This window comes from Ktedonobacteraceae bacterium (assembly GCA_035653615.1).
Lineage (GTDB): Bacteria > Chloroflexota > Ktedonobacteria > Ktedonobacterales > Ktedonobacteraceae > DASRBN01.
The window spans coordinates 53,481-78,286 of the sequence record DASRBN010000027.1; the positions used below are offsets into that span (position 1 = coordinate 53,481).

The window sequence follows — 24,806 nt, forward strand, 5'->3', positions numbered from 1 at the left end:
TATAATCGCATCAGCATTTCCACTTTTCCACGCCGGTAGCAGAATAGGGAAGTGGAGATAACTATATTTCAGCTTGTTTGTTGGGAAGGCTGCATTGCAATGCTCATTACACGCATCGAGTTAGAGAACATCAAGAGCTATCGTCACCTCACGGTCGATTTCCGGCGCGGCACCACCGCTATCAGCGGCCCTAACGGGTCAGGCAAAACCACGCTTGTTGAAGCCATCGGCTACGCCCTGTTCGACTTTCTTCCCTATAATCAGACACAATTCGTGCGCGAAGGCGAAAAATTTGGCCGCGTCGTTGTCCACTTCCTCGGCAATGATGACCGCCCCTACGAGGTCGAGCGGCGTTGCGGTGCGGGCGCGAAGTGGTTCGTGTATGACTGCGAAGCCGATATGCGCCTTGAGCAAAGCACCGATGTACTCGACAAACTACACGAACTCTTCGGCATCGACCGCGAGCGCCCCCTGGACAGCCTCTTCCGCGATGCGCTGGGCGTGCCCCAGGGAACATTCACCGCCAGTTTCTTGCTCACTCCGGCCAAACGCAAGCAAGTCTTCGATGCGCTGCTGCAAATAGAAGACTACAAAACCGCCTTCGACTATCTCCTGGAGGTGAAAAATAGCTACAGAGATCAAGCCCAGGTTCAAGTGCGTGAAATTGACCGCCTCACTGTTGAGACACGCGAATTGGAGCATTGGCGCTCAACATTGGCGGAGAAGCGCCTGGAAGACCGCCAGAAGAAAGAGCAAAATGTGCAGGTAATGCAGCGCCTCGCCGATTGTAGAGAACGTGAGACGGTTCTGAAGCAGAACCAGGAGCGCCTCAATCAGTGCAGAGCGCAACTTGATCTGAGCCGCATGAAACATGAAGGCGCTCAACAGGAGCTGTCCAGGAGCGAAGCAACTCTGAACGAAGCTCGCTCCGCGAGTCAGGCAGTTGAAAATTCGCTGCTGGATTACCGGCGCTATCAACAGGCTGAAACAGCGCTAGTTGCCCTGCGTAAGAATGAACGAGAGCGCAACACCTTGCGGCAGCAACACGCGGAGCAGCAAAAGCAGCTGGCGACCATCATCGCCACCATCGCTCATCTGCAGGTGCGACTTGACGAGGTAGCCACCGCCCGGCAGCGCCTGGAAGCATTATTGCCCGCCTATGAGCAGCAAGTTGAACTGGAAAAGCAGAAAGAGCTGCTGGCGCAGCAGGTGACCAGCTACGAGGGCCTGAAAAAAGAAGCACGAAATTTCAGTCAGAAACTGGCGGACTGCCGCCAGCAACAGGAAAAACTGCAAAGGCGCATCGCGGAGATCGAACCGCTCCGGCCACTGGCCGAAAAATTGACCGAACGTGTCGAAAAGGTCGTCCAGCTTCAGACACGGCTGCTTGATCGCGGCACGAAACGCAAGCAATACGAGGAGAAACGCGGCCAGTTACAGGAGAAACTGGCGGATCAGGAGCATACTGCCACCCAGTTACGCAAGGCTGAAGACTATATCACCAGGGCCGAGCAGCATCGCGCGGAGGCCGAGGAACTGCCGGGCTTGCAGGAGCAATTTGAACGGCTTTCGGCGCAGAAACATAGGCTCGAAGGCAACATCGAAAGCTACCAGGAATCGCGTCGTCTATCGGCGGGTGGTCAATGTCCACTGCTTCACCAGCCTTGCCTCAATATCAAGCAAATAGGGCTGGTGAGCCTCGAATCCTATTTTGATGGCCTGCTGGTCGAGGAGCATACGCAATACGAAGCGCTCGCGCAACGATTGGAGGCCATCAGCGCACGTATCGTTTATGTGAAGAAACATGCCGACGCGCTGGAAAAAGTAGGGCAGTATATCGAAAGGCGCGACATCTGTACCGATAAATTGCAGCGTTTGAATATCGACATCACGCGCCTGCAACGCGAGATTGCGGACCTTGAGCAGGGTTTGGAGGAATTGAAGCTCGTTGATAAACTCATTCTCAAGGCAACGTCAGACCGCGATGAGAGCCAGAAAGCGGATCAACAGGTGCGCGAACTGGAGGGGTTCCGCAAGCAGTTCGAGCAAGTGCAGGCACAGATTGAACAATATACAGCCGACCTGGAGGAGCGCAGGAGGCAGGCAGATGCTATCAGCGGCAGCGCAGCACAACTCGAAGAGGTGAACCAGGCATTGAAGGCCCTGAACGACCCGCGCTCGCTCCTGAAAGTCCAGCAAGAAACCATCAAGCAGGAGCCTGTCCACCAGCAACAATTGCAAGCAGAGCAGCAAAAGCGCCAGCAGGCTGAACAACGGCTGCACAACCTGGAGGAGCAATTACAGCGTTTCGCGGAGCTTGACGTGCAAATCGGCGAGCAGGAGGCAATTCGCGCCCAATGCAAATCCGGGCATGATGCCTATATTCAAAACGAGAACGTCGCCAGGCTGCTGCCCGCGCGCGAACAGTCCTACATACAGGCAGCGAGCAAAGCAGAACAGGCTGAACAGGAATTGCGCAAGGCAGAAGTAGCCTACCAGCAAGCGGCATCCACGTTTGACGAGCAGGAACTCCTCTCCATCCAGACAGAGATCAGTCTACTTCAGAAAACACAGGGGCAACTGGCAGAAGAAATGAATAATCTCCAGTCAAAGATTAACGAACTGGAGCAAAATATTGCGCACGCTGAAGCGTTGCTAAAGGAGTTGGAGGCCGCGCAGCGGGAGAAGAGTACGCTCGAAGACCTGCAAACGATGGTGGAGCAGTTCCGTAAGTTGATCAAAGAGGCCGCGCCACACGTGCTGAAGGCGATGCTGAACGATATCTCAGCCGAGGCCAATCGCATCTTCGGGGAGATCATGGGCGACCGCAGCGCGCAGCTTTTCTGGGAGAACGACTATGAGATCGTCCTGCGCCGCCAGGGGGTCAATCGCACCTTTGCCCAGTTGAGCGGCGGCGAGCAGATGAGCGCGGCGCTGGCCGTTCGCCTGGCGCTGCTCAAGAAGCTCTCCACGCTCAATATCGCCTTCTTCGATGAGCCGACGCAGAACATGGACCTCTTGCGCCGCTCGAACCTGGCCGAGCAGATCCGGCGCGTGCGCGGCTTCGACCAGCTCTTCGTCATCAGCCATGACGATACATTTGAGCAAGGACTTGATAGCCTGGTGCGCCTGCACAAAATAGACGGCGAGACACGCCTGCTGACCGAAGACGATGACAATATGTTTGCGATAGAAGAGCAGGTGCCAGTCCATGCTGCACAAAGGTAAACTTCAGGCGGCTCTGAACGTCAAGCGCGGCCAGTTCAGCGCCTACGACGATTCGTTCAACGACCAGGTGCAGGCCTACCGCGAAGCACTGGAAACGCTGTACCAAAAATACTCATCGGGCTTCTTGCTTGAACAGGACCTTCCAGATGATGGCCCAGGTATGCAACCGGCGGGAGCGCGTCCCAGCATCGAATTTGATCGCTGGCTGGTCAACGCGCCCTACAGCTTCTATCACGGTCCGCTTTTTCCATTCGGGCGCGAATTCGCCAATCACGAACAGGCGCGCCAGTGGGCTGAGTGCATCGAGGGAGTGACGACGCTGGCGGTCGATGGCAGCCAGCTGCAGCCCTGGCGCGACGCCTCAATTCCCGTGGCGCTCATTCAAGTCGGCTTCTTCGCTAATCCTCACGCGCATGGCCGTCCATATACCAAGGATGTGCGCATGGAAGTACTCGCGCCGGATGAAATCATGGAAGCGTCCAGAAGCGAGGGCAAAGACCCCGATAGCTACCCCTATTCCGAAATCCAGGTCACGCTGCGCCGCTACAAATTAGAGGTCGAGACGCTTTGCGAACAAATGATACATTTTGCGAGCATGCGCCGTCCAGGCGATCCCGCCCATAGTCCCGTCGTCTTTTTTGATGGCTCGCTGGTCGTCTCATTTGCGCTGACGATGCCCAGCCCTTACCGCGAGCAATACATCGCCTCAGCCGTCTCGCTACTGCAAACTTCGGAGGAGTACCGCATCCCGCTGATCGGCTACATTGATACCAGCTACGCGCGCGATGTCATTACCATGCTGCTGCGCCTGGATTCCTCAGAACGTCATGGCCGACCCATGCTGCGAGAAACAAAGAAAGTCCACGATGCGCTACTCTGGCAGGGACACATGCGCTGGGGAGATCGGACACCCGCGATGATCTGCGCCCGCGGCGACATCCTTGAAGGCTACGGTGCCTACCGCGAAAGCGTGGCGTTCTGCTACCTGCAAACCACGGCTAACCGTCCCCCGGCGCGCTTAGAATTCCCGCGCTGGATGCTCGACGATGGCGTGCTGGAACCCGTACTGGATGTTGTGCGGGCCGAGGTGATCGCGGGCCAGGGCTATCCCTACGCCATCGAAACGGCGGATGCTGTTTCGGTGATTACCATGCAGGATCGGGCCGAGTTCTACCAGCAATTCCAGGAGTTCATCGAGCGCCAGGGCCTGAAGTTTTCGTTTTCGACGAAGGCGGTGAGCAAAAGCCGGAGGAGGTGAAAATGACTACTATCTGTGTTTTAGGCTTTTATTCTTCAGGATGCTTATTAAGCCAATGATGAATCTTAGTTCTGGCTTGGCGCGTCCGGGCAAAAACATAGTACATATAATTATTTATCTCATCATTAATATCTATAGGCTTTTGTGAATTCGGCTCGTCTTTACTCTCAAGTCCCTCCTCATTCTTAGGTTCTTTAGTCTCTTTATCTCTATTCCTATTAGCATCCTCTTTTTTGTAAAGCCATTGAGGGATTCGACCATTTTCAATGCTAGTGATGAGAAATTCAGCTAAACCGGTACTTTTTAACTCATCATCCAATCTACTCTTACTAAGCCATTCAGGATTCGGCCCTTTTCTCGTGCGAGAAGTGATGACCTCAATAATATCACCATTCTTCAATTCGTAGTCTATAGATACAAAGCGACCTCCAACCTTAGCCCCAAGATATTTATGGCCAAGATCGGTATGGATACGGTAGGCGAAGTCTAATGGAGTCGCTCCTGTGGGGAGATCAATAATGTGTCCCTTGGGAGTAATCACATAGATGCGATCCTTTAGAATCCTATTCTTTGACTGCTCAGTAGAATCCTGCTTTTTTTCTTCGACCACACTTTTGCGCAACTGAGCCAGCTCTTGATCCCAGATTTGTTCTTTCGTCTTCAGAACTCGTGGCGTCTTGCCCTTCCGGTATGTCTTGCTCTCTTTATAACGCCAGTGCGCTGAAGCTACGCCATATTCCGCAATCTCATGCATCTCTTTGGTGCGAATTTGAATCTCAACTATCTTACCCTCAATTTTTACCGTGGTATGCAGGGATTGATATTGATTTTCTTTGGGCCTTGCTATCCAGTCTCTATATGTTTCACCGTTATACACATCTGTCTCTGCTGGCCATGTGTCTAGAATAATTTCCAATACATCATAACAATCCTGCTTGCTATCCACGATGATACGAATGCCAAGCAGGTCCTTCACTTCCTCGAAGGACAGGTTTTTGGCGACCATCTTGTTATAAATGCTATAGATATGTTTGGCCCGACCAGTAATCACTGCTTCAATCCCAAATTCCTTAAGTTCTGCCTGAATCTGTGGGATGATATTATTGATCTCTTTCTCACGCTCTTCCTTTTTTACTGCAAGTTGTTTGGCTATCTTTTTGTATTGTTCAGGGTCTATCAAGCGGAAAGACATATCTTCCAGATTTGATTTGAGTTGCCATATGCCTATTCTATCGGCAAGTTGCGCATAAATTGCTAAGGTTATTTTTGCCAGTTGCAAATGATTGATGGCTTCTTGCTTCTCCGAAGATAAATCCTTCAGCCGTTTGATCAGATACAGCCGGTCAATAAGCTTAATGATGAGAGCATTCATGTTAGTTGCAATCGCAAGAAACATTCTGATGATATTTTCAATTTGCTTTTCTTTTTTTTGGAAATGAAGCATTGCTAGGGAAAGAAGTTCGGCATCCTTACTACTTACTTCGTCAATGGCTAAAGCATACATTTTACGCAATACATCCTGGCGGTCTCTGCATTGATCGTAATCATTCTGATCGTGAGCTAATGGCCAGATGCCCCATTCGAGAAGGGATAATTGTAGCATTGATTGGACAAGTTCCACTAGTTTAACTTCGTTCTTGAACTGCTTCTTCAGGTCATCGAAAACTTTTTGTGGGCTAATTGGTGGTGGGCAGACTATAGCGGCCGCAATTGCGATGGGACTAGCTCCAAACTCACACAATAATTCGGTGGCATCACAGATATATTCGAGGTAAGGTCTACCAATTGGATGGTCGAGATGAGCATAGTGATTTTCTGCAAATGAGCATGCTCTTCTAATGAGGTTTACTTCCTCCTCAGAGAAATGCTCTGGTAAATTCTTCAGCAATTTTTCTTTCAACAGATCAGTTTTTTTTAAAGCTTCTGTTATCATTGTACTCTCCCACCAAGAATACTTTCTATCGGGATGGATCGTTTCATTAAGTCGTCGAAGTGCTGCTCAAGGCCCATGAACAGAGGGCCACCCTCTCGTGAAATTTGCAGCATTTTCTCGTTCTCATCGTTCTTCGGTGTTCCGGCAGCGAAAGAACTGACAAACATGACATCGTCGAACAAGAGAATCTTGAAATTAGGTGCCTCGTTATAGCATCTCACCTCAAAGTTTTTGTTCTGGCTGGCAATATGCGCCAGGTAATTCAGGATAATACGCATCTTTGTCCTGATTTCTTCCGCCGAACGATGGCCAAGAGTACTGGCATGTTCATCCGTAATGTGTTCAGAATCAGGCGAGAGGACTAACACTTCAATTTTAGCTCCTCCCGCTCGCTTTAATGAATATACGACCTCATAAAGCAGGCTCTTTGGTCCTAAAAAATACTTTTCACCTCTAATGGTCAGTATTTTGATTTTTTTCGCGTTGCGTGCAGCTTCTTTGATATGATCTTCACATGACTCTTGATTAAGAAACTCAACAACTGAGTTGTTCTGTTGCAGTTCTATCCCAGAGCTTGCTAATTGCACCCTCTCGATAACCTTTTTCTTAAATGCAATTTTATCCTCATCGGTTTCATTTGCGCTGATCCTGAGCGCCCTTTCTACGAGCCGCTCCGTCAATGTTCTTACGTAAACTGGATAGTACTTTCTCACAACCACAAAAAGTATCAGCAAAGCAAATAGTGCGAAGACAGCAGCGATTACAGACCTTTGTGTGCTAAACCCAAAAGCTTGCAGGATTAACCCTAAAACTGTTGATAAAACTGTGAAAAATATGCTCGCGATTATGCCATCAACCACATTCTTGTTCATTAGCGTTTCTGTTAGTTGATTGTGCCTTTGTTGTTGTTGATAGCATATCATATACTGCATCGATTTGAAAGTCAAAAAATCATCGTTTGAATCAAAAAAGACAACTCCATTAAAAAATACTATTATCCACATGTAGAAACGAAGAAAGGGCAAGAAGGTAAAAAAACTAGCCTGTTTCCTATCCCTTAACATTTACGCTTTGTCATAGCGAAACGGGAAAATGCCACGCTCGACCGAATTTCTATCTCCTCGCCCATATGATATACTTACCTTAACGTATTCGCCTGGTAGATAGTTAACTCTGGAAAGTTTCTATGTCTCGTTCGATTAAACACACGCTTACCTGCCCGTGCGGGCAGGTTTTCGAGAGCACGATTTATGATTATGTCAATGTTGCGCAAGACCCGCAACTGCAATATACCGTTCTGGCAGGGCTTTTGAACGTTTCTACGTGCCCATCCTGCGGGCGTCGTGCCGCTATCGCTCGCCCTTTCATTTACTCGGACCCGGCCCATAAGCTGCTCGCTTATGTTCATCCTCGCAGCGATGCTCCTGAAGAGGCGCGGCTCATGATCCTGGAGCGGCTTCGCGATACGTACGTCAATATTGTCGGTGATGCCGAAGAACATCTCAACGAGGAAGCTGGCGGCGATATTAGTAGCATCGAGCCTACCGGCCAGGTGCCACGGGTAGTGGAAACACCGCCCTTACAGGTCGTTTTTGGAGTCGATCAATTGCAGGAACTTATCAACGCCGTGCTGAGCCAGGATGAGCGCCTGGGCAAAATCGCCTTGAGCACACAGAGCCATGATGAGGCCGAACGCGCGCAATTACATACCATCGCTCGCAAGCTGGCCTCCGAAATGCAATGCCAGATCGAGGTGGAAGACCTCTCGGACGAATATACTGTCTGGCTTTTCGGCTCCCGCCGCCAGATCGGTGCTATTATGCGGGAGCTAGCCGCGCGCAGTTAACCATATTATTAAGAGGGCGACCAGGCCGTGTCATTCTGAGCGATAGCGAAGAATCTCTGGCTCGGTGGATGCGGATTCTTCGCTATCGCTCAGAATGACATTATAGAGAATGGCATCATAGAGAATGACATCATAGAGAATGGCATCATAGAGAATGACATCATAGAGAATGACATTATAGAGAATGGCATCTTAAAGGAACAGGCAGGCGCACATCATGATCACCATTGGAGTTCTTACCATCAGCGATAGCGGCGCGGTTGGTGCCCGCGTTGATACCAGCGGCGAAAATATTCGCTCGCTGGTCACGCAATTGCCGGAAGCTGTCATCAGCGCGGGCGCGATCATACCTGATGAGCGGGAACAGATCGAGGCTACATTGATCGAGTGGTGCGATGAGAAGCATCTCAACCTGATCATCACCACCGGCGGAACCGGCCTCGCGCCTCGCGATGTCACTCCGGAGGCGACAAAAGCGGTCATCGACCGCGAGGCGCCAGGTATTGCAGAGGCCATGCGCGCAATCAGCCTGCAACATACTCCCTTTGGTATGCTTTCTCGGGGAGTCGCGGGCACACGCGGCCGCTCGCTGATCATTAATCTCCCCGGCAGCCCGAAAGCGGTGAAAGAGTGCCTCGAATATATCCTGCCTGTCCTGCCCCATGCTGTGAATTTGCTGACCGGCGGGCCGAGGGAACACTAAATTTGTCTAACGATAATTCTACAACCTCTCTATTCACCTACGCGGGCCATACGGACTACGTTTTTGCTGTTGCGTGGTCACCTGATGGCGTGTCTATCGCCTCGGCTTCGCAGGACACTACTGTGCGCACCTGGGATGCGGCAACGGGCGAGGATAGATATGTCTACCGGGGGCATTCAAGCTGCGTGCTTTCCGTGGCGTGGTCGCCTGATGGTCACTACCTGGCTTCTGGCGATACGAGCGGCAGCATTCATGTATGGGAAGTTCGTACGGGCCGCGCTATTCTTACATATCGCGGCCACACGCGTTTTGTGAGAAGCATTGCGTGGTCGCCAGATGGCAAGTACATCGCTTCGGGTGGCGACTTTGGGGACAGTACGACAAAAGTCTGGGAAGCTTTTAGCGGCGGCACGATTTATACTGACAAGAATCAGTACAGAGTGTTTGCCGTGGCCTGGTCACCTGGTGGCAGCCGGCTCGCTTCCGCCAGCTTTGATGGCAGCGTGCATATCTGGGATGCCTTTACGGGTGGCAATCTTCTCCATTATAAAGGGCATGATGCCCCGGTTTACGCCATGAGCTGGTCACCTGGTGGACGATGTATCGCCTCCGCGGGCCAGGATACGACCGTGCGCACCTGGTCGGCGGCAACAGGAGATACTCTTCGTATTTACAAGGGCCACACCCGGCCGGTCAAAGCCCTGTCATGGTCACCCAATAGCCGGTATATTGCGTCCGGCGGCGATGACTGGACTATTCAGGTATGGGATGCTACTACGGGAAAGAGTCTTATCGAATATGGCCGTTATCCCAGATGGATACGTACCGTTGCATGGTCACCGGATGGCCGGTGTATCGCCTTTGCGTATGACCAGGCGGTGCGGATTGTGGAGGCACGTGTCCAGTAGGCAGCCGTTGTGGTTGCACTCCACGAGAGCGTACCGACCAGTTAGCCCTCATTATTCTCTAGTGGCAGCGAGAAGTAGAACGTGCAGCCCTCGCCGGGTTTGCTTTCTACCCACATGCGGCCACCCTGCCGCGCGATGATCTCGTGCGCGATGTAGAGTCCAAGGCCCAGGCCTGCAACTTGCTCCTCGTTGCCATTGGAAGCTCGGTAGAAACGTTCAAAAATACGGGCCTGGTCTTCCTGGCTAATACCTCGCCCTTCATCTTTCACGGAGACGACGACCTCTGCATCCTGTCGCTTCACTCCGACTACGACGGGTCGGCCCGCGGGACTATACTTAATGGCATTGCTGACCAGGTTGTTCAGCACCTGCTCCAGGCGCTCTGCATCCCAGTTGCCGCTGATAGCTTCCTCATCTGCTTCGAGTTTCAGGGGATGATCATCCAGGTCAGAGTACGTTTCAATTACGCGGCGGGCCAGCGCCACAATATCGACATTTTCCTGCTTGTGTAGTTCGAACATGTTGACGCCAATACGTGTAATATCTAGCATCTCATCAAGGAAGTGGGAGAGGCGATGAACCTGGCGGATGATGCTATCCAGAAGGCGAACCAGGTTTTCCTGCTCTGTAGCTGCTGCCCCGCGCGTGAGAAAACGTTTGACCATTTGCGTATTTCCCAGGATCGAGGTGAGCGGGTTGCGCAATTCATGGCTGGCGAGCGAGAGAAATTCATCCTTCAGCCTGTTGAGTTGCTCCATTTCCTCGCGGGCTTTTACCTGCTGGGTTATTTCAACCTTTGAGATCAAGACGAAATCCACAACATCTTCCCGCCTCGTATTCAAGAGGGGTATGAGATTGTAGTACCACACGGTTTCCTGTTCGTCCGGTGGAATTTTCAGGCGAACCTCAGGAAGATTTACCGGAATGTGAGTCTCAACCGCAGATTTGAACAGTCGCTCTGCCTCCTCGCGAGAAGGTAGAACGGTCAATTCACTCCACTTGCGACCTATCAACTCATCGCGATTGAGCTGGCGTACCTGAGACACAATATCCAGGTAGCGCGGGCTTGCCATAAGCAGGTTGGTCGATTGCGCATCATAGAGGGCCAGTGGCACCATATCGACGTTGTCAAAAACGAGCCTGAGCCTCTGGAGCTCATCTACAGCTTCGCTGGCCTGCTGCTGTGTCTGGTCTGCCGCGTAAATAATTACGCCGGACACGCGACCCATGGAATCGTGTGAAGGAACAACGGTAAAAGCGAAGTAATTTTCGGTATATCCATTCTGGCCCGGTCCCTTTGGCAAGTGAACCTGCGTGCGGGATGTAGTACGCACCAGGTCCAGCTGGTAGGCCTCGCGCGCCAGGTGCATGATCGGTATCTCGAACTCTCTAAAGAATTCGGCGATTTCTTCAAGCGTGCGCCCATGCATCGGGATGCCTCTCTCCTCGAGCAGGTTCTCGAAACCGGGGCTGGCGGCTTCGACGACCAGGTTCGGCCCGCGCAGGACAAGGATATAGAAAGGAGCCAGCTCGACCATCTCTCCGAGGCGCATACGCTCGCTTTCAAGCATGCTGGTCGTTTCTTGCAGTTCATTTGTACGCGCCCGCAGCTCATCATTCGTCGTTTCCAGTTCCTCGTTGGTGGCCTGCAGTTCTTCGTTGCTGGTCTCCAGTTCCTCGTTGGTGGCCTGCAATTCTTCGTTGGTCGTTTCAAATTCTTCGATGGTAGCCTGAAGCTCCTCCTGCGTCAGCATCAGCTCTTCATTAGCGACCTGCAGTTCCTCGTTGGAATCCAGCAATTCTTTGTTTACATCGTTCAGGCGCTTATTGACCGTGCTGATTTCATTCATGAGGTTATTCTGCTCGGCCTGAGCCGCCTCCAGCTGTCGTCGTATCTGCACCTGTTCGGTGACATCGTTCACGCTGATAGCCGCCAGGTCCTGCGAATTGCTATCCATATGCATCAGCGCTATCGAAAGCGAAATGAAGCGCCCGTTGCCGCCTGACGCATTATCCAGGCTAATTTCGTTCAGAGTGACGGTATTGCGCTCGCGAAAGACGGTGTCAATGGCCGTGCGCACTTCGAGATAGGGGATACTGCGCACGGAATGCAAAAAATCCTGTTTATTCGTCGTATCACGCAATCCCAGCAACAGGCGAGCAGCGTTGTTGGCCGATAATACGTGGTACGTGCGATCAATCACCACCACGCCAATGGGCAGAAAGCGCAGCAGCATCTCATTGAAGCGGCGCATCTGCCCCAATTCAGTGGTAGAATAGGAAAGCTCCTGTTCAATATTCTTTTTGCCCGCGGCGGGAAGAGTATTGGCCGGGTTATGCGTTTCTAGAGATCGCACGTTGAGTTCCAGCAAAGCGGGGCGACGGGCCATCGGCACAAGATTGCCTGTGCGGCGGTAGACTTTCCAATGCTTATTGACCAGCTCGAAATAGGATGAGGTGGGGCGAACGGTCTCAGCTTTGCCCAGGAAGAGATAGCCATTGGGAATGAGCGAGAAAGCGAACTGGTTGAGTACATATTCTTGAAGTTCTGGCGTGAAATAAATCAGGACGTTCCGGCACATCACCATGTCGATGCGTGGGAAAGGGGCGCTTCGGCTCAGATCCTGCTGCCCGAAGATCACCATCTGCCGCAGGGTCTTGGAGATGCGATACCCCTGGTCAAAATGCTCGAAGAAGCGCTCGCGATATTCAGCAGGAACCGTTTTGAGCAGGGTCTCGGAATACAGGCCGTGGCGCGCGAAGTTGATGGCTGCCTCGTCGAGGTCGGTCGCGAATATCTTCACGCTCCACTCGGGCAGTTCCGCGCCCAGTTGATCCGTCAACAGCATGGCCAACGAGTATGGTTCCTCGCCCGAGGCACAGCCGGCGGCCCATAAGCGCAACACGCGGTCTCGCTCGCGCGCCTGCATAATGATGCGCGGCAAGATCTCATTCCTGATATACGTGAACGCTTCGGGATCGCGAAAGAACTGCGTGACGTTGATCAGGAACGCCTTGACAAGTTCTCTTACTTCCTCCGGGTGCGCTTCCAGGTACTCCGCGTAATCGCGCATCGTCTGGCAGTGTGTGACCGTCATGCGGCGTCCGATACGTCGTAGAATCGTGGTGGTTTTGTAGGGGCGAAAATCGATGCTGGCCTGGCGGCTCACGCGTTCGAGGATGACGCGTAGCACATCTTCGGTTTTGCCCTCGATACGAGGAAGTTCAATGCCGGTGAGCAGATCGTAGAGCAGCGGGCCGATTTGTTCTACATCGACCTCGAAGTCTATCACGGCAGGCGGTAAAGCCAACGGCATAGAGGGATAGCGGGCCGTTTCAGGGTCCTGCACGATGACAATGCCACCTGCATCCTTCACATCTATGGCCCCGGCGGCGCCATCCGAACCTGAGCCGGTCAGGATGACCGCGATCAAATGGTCGCCGTAGATCTGCGCGGCGCTTGAAAGCAGCATATCTACTGAAGGCCGCGGGCGGAGCCGTTTCGTGCTATCCTCCTGCACGATCACACTGCTGTCCTGTATGGAAACCATCCGATTGGAAGGAACAACATAGATTTTTCCAGGTTCAAGATGGCTCTTCGTACTGACTAACTCGACTGGAAGAGATGTACGCCTACGTAAAATATAGTCCAGGGAACTGGGACGGTTGGGATCGAGATGCTGCGCCAGGACAATGGGAGCCGGAAAATCCAGGGGCAAATTGCTGACAAGGATCGAGAGTGCCTCAATCCCACCGGCAGACGAGCCGATGACAACCAGGTCGCCAGGATTTTTATTGGGGGTCTCACTTTCACCTGCGGGACTTAGTTCAACTTCGCTCATGCTCTACACCTTCCTCACAACATGCAGTAATACCGGCAAACCGGCGGAGGCAGCAAAGTCTAGAATAATGATGAAGATCTCTTTTCTTAATGATGCTGGCTTTTCCGAGGGCGAGCCAGTATTTTCTCGCCCGTTACTATAGCACATAAACAGGGGATATACAAGAGAAGAATTTAATCCTGCGCTTCTACCACATCCATAGTCGTCTGCACCTTATTCCTGAACAGCGCTGAGCGAATCAACCCGGCGCGATGTTCGGCCTCGCGCACTCGCTGTTCAAAACGCTGAACTAACCAGTCCTGGCCGCGCTCGCGCGCCTGTTGAGCCAGGTTGCGAGAGAGATTCGCGCTTTCCTCAAGCGTCTTGAGCGCAGCCCAGAGCGCATCTTCTACCTGTTCGGCCTGCGCCGCCATGATGCTCTCGGTAGAGAACGCGTGACCGACGCGGCAGCGGTAGCGGGTTAACTCTCCATCTTTGATTTCCCATAGCACCCCGCCACATTCAGGGCACGAGAAAACTGAAGGGGTTCCAGCAGGGTTCCCATTGAATGCATCCATGTTCATTTCTGCCATTTTCACTTCTAGCTCCATATCTTCGGGCACGGAATGAAGACCCTCCCTGGCTATGGGCTTGCTTGCCAGGCGCGCTATGAGAGGGGCCATTTCGGATAACGGTAATGTATAGTCTACTGCCACATGGCGCAGGGCATTGAGGGGCATACTTGGATAAAGAGCTTCTCGCGGGTCTTGAACAATGGCTACACCGCCAAGCCGTTTGATTGCCAGGAGTCCCGCCGTGCCATCATCGAGCGAGCCGGTGAGTATGACTCCTACCACTCGCGCACCATAGGCGACTGCTGCCGAGCGAAATAAAGGATCAATGGCGGGCCGGCGGCGGTTCTCCCTGGGACCGCGCACAAGATGAATATGCTGATCCTCCAACAGCATGTGCAGGTCCGGCGGAGCCACATACATCCATCCATGCTCTATAACTTCGCCGTCCGAGGGATGGACGGCTTTGAGCGGACACGATCGGCTTAAAATTTCGGGCAGCAGGCTCGGACTGTGAGCCGGTATGTGAAGAATGATGAATATCGAAGCCGGTAGGTCCGCCGGAAGTTCGCTCGCCAGCTTCATTAACGCTTCCACACCGCCAGCTGATGCTCCTATAACGATGATATCGTGACCAGGCATATGTTTCTCCTGACCGCGTGCAGGTGGCAACAAACATGCAACTCAACAGCAGTGCCTCTTCCGCGTTCCTTTCCATGATGCTGCCGCAAAACTTCTCCGCGCTATGACGAAATGCCCTCTTTAGTAATACGTAGTTGTTCACCTGTTCAGTGACAAAGAGTACGAGCGAACAGAGCTTCTTCCCCTTCGTTCCTCAGAGCTCCGGCTTCTTGCGCTCAGCATGAGACGCCTGAACTGGTTTTCAGTGGCTTGCTTGCTTGCTCTGTATTCATTTTGAAGTGAGGTCCGTATTATACGAGGGACGCACATCGTTTAGCGCCCGCGGGTCACCACAGGCGATATGCGAAAGGCGGCCCGGCGAGAGGATCGGAGGGCATCCACCTGTGGGCGTCCTCCAAATCACGTAGAGCAACGTAGAGATAACTAGCAAAGGAGCTACAACACACATGGCAATTCAAAGTGCGAAAGAACTTTTCTTGACAGAAATGGGCGATATGTACAGCGCGGAGCAGATGATCTTGCAGATGCTGCCGCAACTGGCAAAGGAAAGTAATAGCCAGCAGGCTGTCAAAGCCTATAACATGCACGAACAGCAGACAAGGCAGCAGATCCAGAACCTGGAGCAATGCTTCCAGATTCTTGGCCAGCGGCCCCCCAATGTTGCCTGCTACGCCGTTGCAGGCCTGAAGCAGGAGCATGATACCTTTGTGAAGGAGAATCCCACGCAGGATATCCTGACGGCGTTCGACCTTGGAGCCGCGGCCAAAACCGAATATTACGAAATGGCTTGCTATAAAGGTCTGATCGAGAAAGCCAACATGATGGGGCAGTCCCAGGTTGCGCAACTCTTGCAGCAGAACTTCCAGCAGGAACAGGCCATGGCGCAGACGGTCGAGCAAATTTCACGCCAGCTTGGCCAGCAGATGGTACAGGAAACAAGGTAGAAAACAAACAGGCGATGAAACACTTCACAGTGCCGTGGGGTGTTTCATTGCCTGTTATGTTACTGTTACCTGGAATTGTACCTGCAGCGGCTGTTGCCCAGGGCGCTCGACGCGTACAAAGATATCCCACACACCTTCCATATCGAACGCCTCGCCGCTGGCGAAGGTCGCGACATAGGCGGGCTTCCCCCCTGAAATCGATTTGCTGGCCGTACCCATATCCATAATCTCCATGTTCGTGCTGAGCTGCACTTTCGCGTCCGTTACCGGCCTGCCGCTGCTATCTTTCAGCGTTACTGTGACGGTGTTCGCCTCGTCAACGCGGGCCGGAGCTACCTGCAATGTGACCAGGAGGTTGCCCGCGGTCTTTGTCTGCGCGGCTGGAGGAGCGGCAGGCGAGCCTGGATTCTGGCTGTAATGAACATTCGGAAAGACTATCGGCGGCGCGAAGAATGACATCAGGGACGCGCACAGCAGAACGGCAGCTCCCAGGCAGGCTGCTATCGCCAGCGCGCGCTTCAACCTGCGCCTGGTCTTTTCGAGAGCCGATTGACGAACGCGCCTGGCCGGCAGCCCGGCATTCACCACCGGCAGCAATGCTACCTGTCTTGCCAGCCGCGGAAGCAGGTAGTACAGGGCATAGGCCACCGGGATCAGCAGAAGGAGCGCGAGCCCGCCCCTGACCAGCAAGGCTCTACCGTATGGGTCGGCGAGCAGTTGGTGCGCGTTGCTCAGGGCTGTTTCGCCGAGGAAGAGGCCGCTGAGTAACGCTACCCCGGTCGCGCCTATCAACACGGGCGTATATCGCTGCAGCACGGTCACCAGCGATTTCCCATACTGACGCGATTCGCCGGCGGGCAAGTGCGGCAGCAGCACCAGCGCGAGGTAGGCAACACTGCCCAGCGATATGCCCTGAGCTACCAGGAAGATCCAGTTCAGGACGATGGTATTGGGCTGCGGCTGTGCCTGGGCCGCGGCATTACCCGAAAGCGCCAGCGTCAGGAGGATGAGCCCGGCCAGGATAAGCCAGGTGATCGCCTGCCATCGCGGTAGCGCGCTCGTTCCCTGCCCTGGCGGCGCAGCTCCCACGACGGGCGCCGTCTCCTTTTCCTGTCGCGCCGCCGTGATATCTTCACGTGTCTCGCCGGGAGGAGATGGAGTGGCATCGCGCGCGGATTCCTGGCGCGAGGTGGTTGATGCCCTGAGCGCGGCCTGCTGGCGCGGCTTGTTAAAGTGACGCGTGCCGGTCGCACGGGCCGCGCGCCGCGATACACCTGCGCTAGCGGTAGTGGCCTGCTCGCGCGTTGTCCACCACAGCAATCCGAGGGCGGCGGCGACGAGGATGACGCGCGCCAGCCAGAGATAGCCATAATTCGTACCCAGAAGCACCTGGATGACCGTCGCCAGGTGAACGCCGTCGTTGCCCTGGAATTGAGTGAAGGTGGTGGCCCGCAAGAGAAGGTTGATGATCTCGCCACATAGCAGCGCCAGCAGGCAGAGGCGCTGCACGGGGACGGACTGCTTCCTCAAGGCGAGCAATGGCAGGTCGTCTTCTTTCTGCCCGCGCGCCAGGACGAGTCCCTCTCCGACCAGGATGCCCAGCCAGAAGACGAGCGCGACCATTGCCAGCCAGTCCCAGGCGACGACCAGAATGCCCAGCGTATCGAGCTGCGGGAGAATATTGCTCGTACTGGGCCCCAGAATGACCTCGCCAGGCAGGCCCAGGCTGGAATGGCCGATATTGAAACCGATCACGCCGTGGGTGGCCCGCCCATCGACGCGCGACAGGGCCGTCCAGCGCACGATGTAGCTGCCCTGTGGCAGGCGGGCAGATGGCAGCAAGGGGGTATCCAGCTCGCGCGGATTGCTGCTGGGGACGACGCTGCGCCCGCCATCCATCAATTGACCATCTGGCGCGAAAGAGATATGCGCGATGCTGGCCGGGCTGATCTCCTCGTTGAAGAAGATGCGTATGACTCTGGGCGCGCTATTGATGGTAGAGCCATCGACGGGGTCGGAGCCAATCACAAAGGACTGAGCGGCCGCCTCTGGGGGAGCCGCTAGCAATGGCAACCAGGTACAGGCAAGCAACAGGCCCAGGCCGGGCAGCGCCAGCAGCAGGAGCCAGGGAAATCGCCTTGATCGCATTCTCTTTGTTTGTCTTATCCTTATCACAGATCGCCTGAAAGGTTGTAGTATGTCATAATGAATGATCTCTGTGGATTGTACCTGCATTGGTGGATATGCGCAAGAGGTGACTATGACGCCAGATGTCTCATTCGTTGCGTCTCAATTTGTCTCTATGCCCTGATCCTCTTTATAATTATGAAGAATACATTCTCTAGAATAGAGCAAACTGATGAAAAAACAACGTTTCTGGTCCCTGTCGCGCCTGCTTCTATGGGGCCATATAGTGGGGATTGTCACCTTTTACCTTGCCCTCTGGCTGCGCACCAGGCCGCCCAAAGAAGAGCGCCTACAGCAATTGCCGCCCGCGTACCAGGCCCCTTTTTTCCCGGAACATCACCCGCTGGTCTCTATCATCCTGCCCGCTCGTGACGAGGAGCGCAACATCCGCCGCTGCGTTGAATCACTGCTCGCGCAAGATTACGACAACTATGAAGTAATCGTGGTTGACGATGGCTCGACCGACGCCACGCCGCACATCCTCGATGATCTGCTGGCAACTCACCCGCGCAGAAATCGCCTGTACGTGCTGCGATTGCGCGACGAGTTACCGGAGGGTTGGGCCGGTAAACCTCACGCCATCCATAAAGGCGCGCAGGAGGCGCGTGGCTCGTGGCTGCTTTTTACCGACGCGGATACCTGGCACGCGCCGGCGGCTCTGAGTACTGCCCTCGCGCGGGCAACCCGCGAGCAGATCGACATGCTCTCTTATGGCACGCAGCAGGAACTACCCGGCTTCTGGGAGAAGGTCGTGATGCCGCTTGCCTACATGGGCATCATGATGCAGTATCCGCCGCGGAAGATCAACGATCCGCTCAGTTCTATTGCGCTGGCGAATGGGCAATTCATCCTGATACGCCGCTCCGTCTATGACATCCTGGGTGGCTATGCGCGCCCGGACCTGCGCGATACGCTGATCGATGACCGCGACCTGGCGCATATCGTCAAATGGAGCGGCTTTCGCCTGCGCATGTTCGATGGTCGAGACCTGGTACACGCGCGCATGTATCGCGGGCTGCGAGACACCTGGCGCGGCTGGCTCAAAAATGCCTTCTTAGGCAGCCGCGGTGGCAATGCTTTCACGCTCTTGCAGCTTATTGGATTGCCCATGATTTCTATTGTACCGTTTCTTTTGCCGCTGCTGTTGTGGATAAGATGGTTAGGGACAAGGCTGGTTCCTGGGAAGGAGCAGACAGGGACGTTCCCACCCTGCACGAAGATTACCCCGGCCGAGTTGGGTGCGGTTACATTACTTGAACTGCTGCCCTTGCTCGCGTACAAGAATTGGGTAGACAGAGAACTTCGGGTGCCCTGGTATTACGCGTTCACGTTTCCCCTGGCGGGCGCGATATTTGAGGGAATCGTGGCACAATCCGCGTGGCGCGTGCTTACGGGCAGGGGCGTAGATTGGCGCGGGCGGCGGTACTTCAAGACGAAAGCATAGCTTCAGTGGGGCCATGTATGGTTTTTCACAGAGTACAGCGGCAAGGGACGCGGGCCGATACATCGGCGCTGGGCGCGATCAATCGGCCCCTACGGTATATTGTTTTCAGGCCGCCTGGCGTGCGATAATATCTTTGTCAAAATGCGGAACTAGAAAGAGAAATAGATGCTGGAAACAAGTTTGCCACCTGAATTGCAACGACGCAGGGAAGACATTCCACTGATAACCGGCCAGGGACATTACGTGGATGATCTCAGACCCCCTGAAGGGCGACCGGCTATTTTGCATATGGCGGTAGTGCGCAGTCCCTATGCCCATGCCACGATAAAGCATATGCAGCTAGATGCGGCACGAGCAGTGCCAGGCGTGGTTGCCGTCTTTTCTGGCGCGGAACTTGTGCGGAATATGCCCACGCTTTTTTCTATTCCCATGCCCGGCCTCAAGAAGCCGGAACGCCGGCCCATGGCCATGGACAGGGTACGTTATGTAGGCGACCCGGTTGCGGTCCTGGTGGCTGAGAGCCTGTATGCCGCGGAGGATGCTCGCGACCTGGTTGAGATAGACTACGAGCCATTGCCTGCTGTGACCGACCCGGAAGCCGCGCTGGCCCCGGACGCGCCGCTCCTGTATGACGATTTCGGCTCGAATATGGCCGTCCTCGCGCCTGCCGGGGGCGGCGATATCGAGGCGGCTTTCAAGAACGCGGATGGGGTGGTGCGCCTGCGCGTGGTCAACCAGCGTGTAGCTCCCAGCACTATGGAACCTCGTGCCTGTATGTTCGATTATGATCCGGCGAGCGGCCAGCTCACAGCCTGGTTATCCTCGCAAGCCATTTACACGGCGCGGGATACGCTGGCAAACTTCCTGGGTATCGATCGCGGTCGCATTCACGCATATAACGCCGATGTGGGTGGTGGCTTCGGCACGAAGTCGGGCTTCGTGGGCGAAGAGATTGTGGCAGCTTCCCTGGCAGTGAGGCTGGGACGGCCCGTCAAGTGGATCGAGACGCGCAACGAAAATTTGCAGGCCCAATCGCATGGCCGGGGCCAGATCAACTATATCGAGGCCGCTTACAAAAATGACGGACAACTACTCGGTATCAGGATACGTACCATTGCCGACCTGGGCGCCTTTCTGCTGGGTGTAACGGTCATGGTGCCGAACGGCACGCCGTATATGTTGAGCGGTCCTTATCGCGTGCAGGCGGTTGATAGCCAGGTGGCCGGCGTCTTTACTAACAAAATACCGACGGCACCATACCGGGGAGCGGGCAGGCCCGAGGCAGCGTACGTCCTTGAGCGCACGATGGATCGTATCGCGCAAGAACTGCATCTCGATCCTGTTGATGTGCGGCGTCGCAATTTTATCCCGCCGGACGCCTTTCCTTATAAAACGGTGACAGGCCTGGAATATGATAGCGGCAATTACGTGCTGGCGTTGAATAAGGCGCTGGAACTGGCCGATTACGCGGGCTGGCGAGCGAAGCAGCAGGAGCAGCGCAAGACGAACAGTGCAAGGTTACTGGGCATCGGGCTATGTACGTTTGTCGAAAATTCGGGCGGCGCTATGAGCAGGCCGGGTATGCCGCAGGAAGCGGCGACGGTACGCATTCGCCGCGATGGGACAATACTGGTGCTCAGCGGTGTGGCAACCAATGGGCAGGGGCACTTCACGGCCTTCGCGCAGATTGCGTCCCAGACCTTCAACCTGCCCGCCTCGAAGATCGAGGTGCGCATGAACGATACGGCGCTGCCAGCTTTCGGTATTGGCACCTTTGGCAGCCGCACGCTCCAGACATCCGGTTCAGCTGTGCTGCTGGCGGCGGAGGCGGTGCGCGACAAGGCGTTCTCGGTAGCGGCGCGCCAGCTGGAGGCCGACCCGGCAGACTTGATGATGGAAAATGGACGTGTGGTGGTGCGCGGTGTTCCCTCGCGAGCAATTGAACTGGGCGAGCTTGCACGGCTGGTGGAGGAGCAGCCGGATTTGATTGAAAACGAGGCTCCCAATCCGGCCAACGGTGTGCCTATCGAGGGGCTGGCGGCATGGCGCGAGTTCAGCCCGCCCAATTCGACGTTTTCTTCCGGCACGCACCTCGCGGTGGTCGAGGTAGATACGGATACGGGAGAAGTGCATTTCCGAAAGTTTGTGGCGGTCGATGACTGCGGGCGCGTATTCAATCCCTACCTGGTAGATGCGCAGGTGCATGGCGCGCTGGCGCAGGGCATCGGCCAGGCGCTCTACGAAGAGGTGCTTTACGACACGAATGGGCAGCTACTCACCGGTACGTTGATGGACTATACGATGCCCAACAGCGAGCAGATACCAGAATTTGTGACCGTGACAGTGGAGACGCCCTCTTTCCGCAATCCTCTCGGCGCCAAAGGTGTGGGCGAGGGTGGCACTATCGGAGCGCCGCCCGCGGTCGTTAACGCTGTGCTGGACGCGCTGGCCCCTCTTGGCATCAAGACGATTGATATGCCGCTCAAGCCGGAGAAAATCTGGTCGCTCATCCAGGCGGCTCGCAATGGTACGCTGCAACAGGAGGTGCCCGAGCCGCCGCCCGTCTTTAAGGCCGGGACGGAGAAACCAAAAGGGGATGTGCCTGATTTTGCCTGAGTTGCCACATTTTTGGCATCCTCAAGCCAGAATTTTACCAGAAGTATGAGACAATCTTCAGATTTGAGCCTTCTACGAAGTAGGTATATTATATCTGGTGCGAGCTACAATGAAATCCTATCAATCACATTACCGCGAGGTCACCCTTCTGCTAGTCTGCGCCGCGCCCAATCGCTGGGAGTCCCGCCTGGGGTAGCACGTGGACGCGACGGCAGGAGGGGGTTTACGGAGTGCGCTCCGATGCCTGGCCCCGCTCAGGGGGTGTAGAGTTCAGCCGAGGCCAGAGCATCGCTATCACTTCCATATCCCCCGGCGACCAGGACGTTGCCATTGCTGAGTCTGGTGGCTGTGTGGAACACACGGGCATCATGCAGAGAACTAGTAAGCAACCAGATACCAGTATTGGGATCATAGAGTTCGGCCGAGGCCAGAGGGGGGCTGCTATCATCTGCCTGTCCTCCAACGACCAGGACGGTGCCGTTGGGGAGCAGGGTGGCGGTGTGTTCCTCACGGGCATCATTCATGGAGCCAGTCTTTGACCAGTAGCCTTTCCTGGGATGATACAGTTCAGCCGATGCGTCGTTTCCCCAACCCCCGGCGACCAGGACTTTGCCATTAGTGAGTAAGGTGGCCGTGTGATTCCAACGGCCTGAGTGCAGGGAGCCAGTCTCCGACCAGGTACCGGTCCTGGGATCATACAGTTCAGCTAACATCCCTGGGTCAGGCCCGTCGTTTGAGAAGCCGCCAGCGACCAGGACGTGGCCGTCCGGGAGCAAGGTAGACGTGTGAAGAGTACGGTAAGTACTCATGAAGCCAGTATACGCCCAGGTGCCATGCCTGGCATGGGGGATCGCTTCTGGCCGGGCCAGCACTCGCTCAGGCAACCAGGCAGCAAGCGTTGCTGCGGCCACGACTCCCACCATGCTCCTCACGGCCTGGCGACGTGTCAATTTGTCATCCACTATCGTTGTGGTGAGGTCTTCCAACCACTGTGCCATGATTATTTCCTTCTGTACTGAAAACGACGATAAGAATGCTGCTTGCTCATTCTACGATTTTGACGGCTCAGTTTCCATAAAGACCCCTGTTGAGTGGCGAGACCTTGAAGCAGTAATTGATCGGCCCTTTCGTCCATGCTGGATTATTTTGTCAAACTCCATAATCTGGCCCCTATCACCCGTAGGCCGCCTTATCCCTCCTACCTCAAATTGATCCACACCGTCTTCATCTGCGTATACGCATCCAGCACGGCGTGTCCCATTTCGCGACCGTAGCCGCTTTGTTTGTAGCCACCGAAAGGCGCGGCCGCGTCGAACATGTTGTAGGTGTTGACCCAGACGACACCGGATTTGAGCAGCGCCGCCATGCGATGCGCTTTTTTGATATCGCTCGTCCAGACACCGGCGGCGAGGCCGTAGATCGATTTGTTGGCGCGAGCGGCCACTTCCTCGATATCCTCGAACGGCAGGGCTACGACGACCGGCCCGAAAATCTCTTCGCGGGCGATGGTCATATCGTCGCGTACGTTATCGAACACGGTGGGCTGGACAAAGTAGCCTTGAGCCAGCTCACCGTCGAGTTTTGGACGCTCCCCGCCGCTGGTAACGACCGCGCCCTCACGTTTGCCAGCATCGATGTAGCCGGTGACGCGCTCGAGTTGCTCCTGCGAGACGAGCGGGCCGATATCGGTGGCCTGGTCGATACCCGCTCCCAGATTCATTTTGTTGGCCGCATCCGCCAATCCCTGCACTACCTGCTCATAGACCGACTTATGCACGAAGAGGCGACTGCCCGCCGTGCATACCTGGCCCTGATTGAAGAAAATCGCATTCATCGCACCGCGAATGGCATATTTCATATCGGCGTCTGGGAAGATGATGTCGGGCGATTTGCCGCCGAGTTCCAGCGTAACCTTTTTCAGGTTGCCCGCGCTGGCCTGCAAGATCTTCTTGCCGACCTCGGTCGAGCCGGTGAAGGCGATCTTGTCCACGTCGGGATGCGCGGCCAGCGCGGCCCCGGCCGTTTCGCCAAAACCGGGGACGATATTGACCACGCCCTCGGGAATGCCGGCTTCGAGCACCAGTTCTCCCAGGCGCAGGGCTGTGAGCGGCGTTTGCTCCGCCGGTTTGAGAACGGCGGTGTTGCCACAGGCCAGCGCGGGTGCCAGCTTCCAGGCCGCCATCTGCAAGGGGAAGTTCCAGGGGATGATCTGGCCCACGACGCCGAGCGGCTCGCGCAGGGTATAGGTGAACATGTTGGGGATCGAAACCGGAATGGTATCGCCCTCCAGCTTGGTGGCCCAGCCCGCGAAATAGCGGAAGTGATCGGCGGTCAGCGGCACATCTCCACCTCTGGAATATTTGATGGGCTTGCCGTTGTCCAGCGTCTCCAGCAATGCCAGTTCCTCGGCGTGTTGCTCGATCAGCTCGGCGACGCGCCAGAGCAGGCGACCGCGTTGGGAAGGGGTGAGTCTGGGCCAGGGGCCGCTTTCGAAGGCCTTGCGCGCGGCGGAGACGGCGCGATTGATATCTTCGGCATCGCCCTCTGCGACTTTCGCCAGCACCTGCCCATTGGCCGGGTTGATGGTGTCGAAGGTTTTGCCGCTGGCCGCCTCAACCCATTGCCCGCCGATGAGCATTTTGACCGGTTGCTGCCGCAAAAAGGGGATCCGGGTCGTATCTGCTGTATTTGTTGTCATGGTTGT

General features: G+C 55.0%; 15 protein-coding genes. 8 read left to right on the forward strand and 7 right to left on the reverse strand.

Annotated elements, in window-relative coordinates; genetic code table 11:
• Positions 1 to 99 precede the first annotated feature (99 nt).
• Positions 100 to 3,228, forward strand: coding sequence for an SMC family ATPase (locus tag VFA09_14350; GenBank protein HZU68454.1), 3,129 nt, complete (start codon positions 100 to 102; stop codon positions 3,226 to 3,228).
• The gene (locus VFA09_14355; protein HZU68455.1) at positions 3,212 to 4,486 is read left to right on the forward strand and encodes a DNA double-strand break repair nuclease NurA; all 1,275 of its coding nucleotides are present in this window, start codon (positions 3,212 to 3,214) and stop codon (positions 4,484 to 4,486) included. The genes VFA09_14350 and VFA09_14355 overlap by 17 nt, the downstream gene beginning before the upstream one ends.
• Positions 4,487 to 4,514: 28 nt before the next feature.
• Here VFA09_14355 and VFA09_14360 read toward each other — a convergent pair whose 3' ends face one another.
• Positions 4,515 to 6,419, reverse strand: coding sequence for a TGS domain-containing protein (locus VFA09_14360; GenBank protein ID HZU68456.1), 1,905 nt, complete (start codon positions 6,417 to 6,419; stop codon positions 4,515 to 4,517).
• Positions 6,416 to 7,291, reverse strand: coding sequence for a hypothetical protein (locus VFA09_14365; protein ID HZU68457.1), 876 nt, complete (start codon positions 7,289 to 7,291; stop codon positions 6,416 to 6,418). Before VFA09_14365 ends, VFA09_14360 begins: the two co-directional genes overlap by 4 nt.
• Before the next feature lie 314 nt (positions 7,292 to 7,605).
• Here VFA09_14365 and VFA09_14370 point away from each other — a divergent pair, with 314 nt between their 5' ends.
• The 3 genes from VFA09_14370 to VFA09_14380 all read left to right on the forward strand — a co-directional run bounded on the left by VFA09_14370 (position 7,606) and on the right by VFA09_14380 (position 9,876).
• Positions 7,606 to 8,265 (forward strand): CpXC domain-containing protein, encoded by a 660-nt coding sequence (locus VFA09_14370; protein HZU68458.1) that lies wholly within the window; start codon positions 7,606 to 7,608, stop codon positions 8,263 to 8,265.
• A gap of 217 nt (positions 8,266 to 8,482) precedes the next feature.
• The gene (gene mog, locus VFA09_14375) at positions 8,483 to 8,968 is read left to right on the forward strand and encodes a molybdopterin adenylyltransferase (GenBank protein ID HZU68459.1); all 486 of its coding nucleotides are present in this window, start codon (positions 8,483 to 8,485) and stop codon (positions 8,966 to 8,968) included.
• Between the two features lie 2 nt (positions 8,969 to 8,970).
• Complete coding sequence (locus VFA09_14380) at positions 8,971 to 9,876, forward strand: WD40 repeat domain-containing protein (GenBank protein HZU68460.1); 906 nt, start codon at positions 8,971 to 8,973, stop codon at positions 9,874 to 9,876.
• Positions 9,877 to 9,917: 41 nt separating this feature from the next.
• On the opposite strand, the gene VFA09_14385 is transcribed toward VFA09_14380, so the two are convergent.
• Both VFA09_14385 and VFA09_14390 read right to left on the reverse strand, forming a co-directional pair.
• A complete protein-coding gene (locus VFA09_14385) occupies positions 9,918 to 13,718 on the reverse strand; it encodes a CheR family methyltransferase (GenBank protein ID HZU68461.1) in 3,801 nt (1,266 codons plus the stop codon).
• Between the two features lie 173 nt (positions 13,719 to 13,891).
• Complete coding sequence (locus VFA09_14390; GenBank protein HZU68462.1) at positions 13,892 to 14,911, reverse strand: chemotaxis protein CheB; 1,020 nt, start codon at positions 14,909 to 14,911, stop codon at positions 13,892 to 13,894.
• 446 nt (positions 14,912 to 15,357) lie between these two features.
• Between VFA09_14390 and VFA09_14395 the strand changes: the two genes are divergently transcribed.
• Positions 15,358 to 15,855: a ferritin-like domain-containing protein gene (locus VFA09_14395; protein ID HZU68463.1), complete on the forward strand. Its 498-nt coding sequence runs from the start codon at positions 15,358 to 15,360 to the stop codon at positions 15,853 to 15,855.
• 54 nt (positions 15,856 to 15,909) lie between these two features.
• On the opposite strand, the gene VFA09_14400 is transcribed toward VFA09_14395, so the two are convergent.
• Positions 15,910 to 18,003 (reverse strand): copper resistance protein CopC, encoded by a 2,094-nt coding sequence (locus VFA09_14400; GenBank protein HZU68464.1) that lies wholly within the window; start codon positions 18,001 to 18,003, stop codon positions 15,910 to 15,912.
• Between the two features lie 211 nt (positions 18,004 to 18,214).
• Between VFA09_14400 and VFA09_14405 the strand changes: the two genes are divergently transcribed.
• Together VFA09_14405 and VFA09_14410 are read left to right on the forward strand one after the other, a co-directional pair.
• Complete coding sequence (locus VFA09_14405; protein HZU68465.1) at positions 18,215 to 19,486, forward strand: glycosyltransferase; 1,272 nt, start codon at positions 18,215 to 18,217, stop codon at positions 19,484 to 19,486.
• A 165-nt stretch (positions 19,487 to 19,651) separates the two neighbouring features.
• Positions 19,652 to 22,102 (forward strand): xanthine dehydrogenase family protein molybdopterin-binding subunit, encoded by a 2,451-nt coding sequence (locus VFA09_14410; protein HZU68466.1) that lies wholly within the window; start codon positions 19,652 to 19,654, stop codon positions 22,100 to 22,102.
• A 254-nt stretch (positions 22,103 to 22,356) separates the two neighbouring features.
• On the opposite strand, the gene VFA09_14415 is transcribed toward VFA09_14410, so the two are convergent.
• Both VFA09_14415 and VFA09_14420 read right to left on the reverse strand, forming a co-directional pair.
• Positions 22,357 to 23,100 (reverse strand): kelch repeat-containing protein, encoded by a 744-nt coding sequence (locus tag VFA09_14415; protein ID HZU68467.1) that lies wholly within the window; start codon positions 23,098 to 23,100, stop codon positions 22,357 to 22,359.
• Between the two features lie 200 nt (positions 23,101 to 23,300).
• Positions 23,301 to 24,800 (reverse strand): aldehyde dehydrogenase family protein, encoded by a 1,500-nt coding sequence (locus VFA09_14420; protein HZU68468.1) that lies wholly within the window; start codon positions 24,798 to 24,800, stop codon positions 23,301 to 23,303.
• Between the last annotated feature and the right edge of the window lie 6 nt (positions 24,801 to 24,806).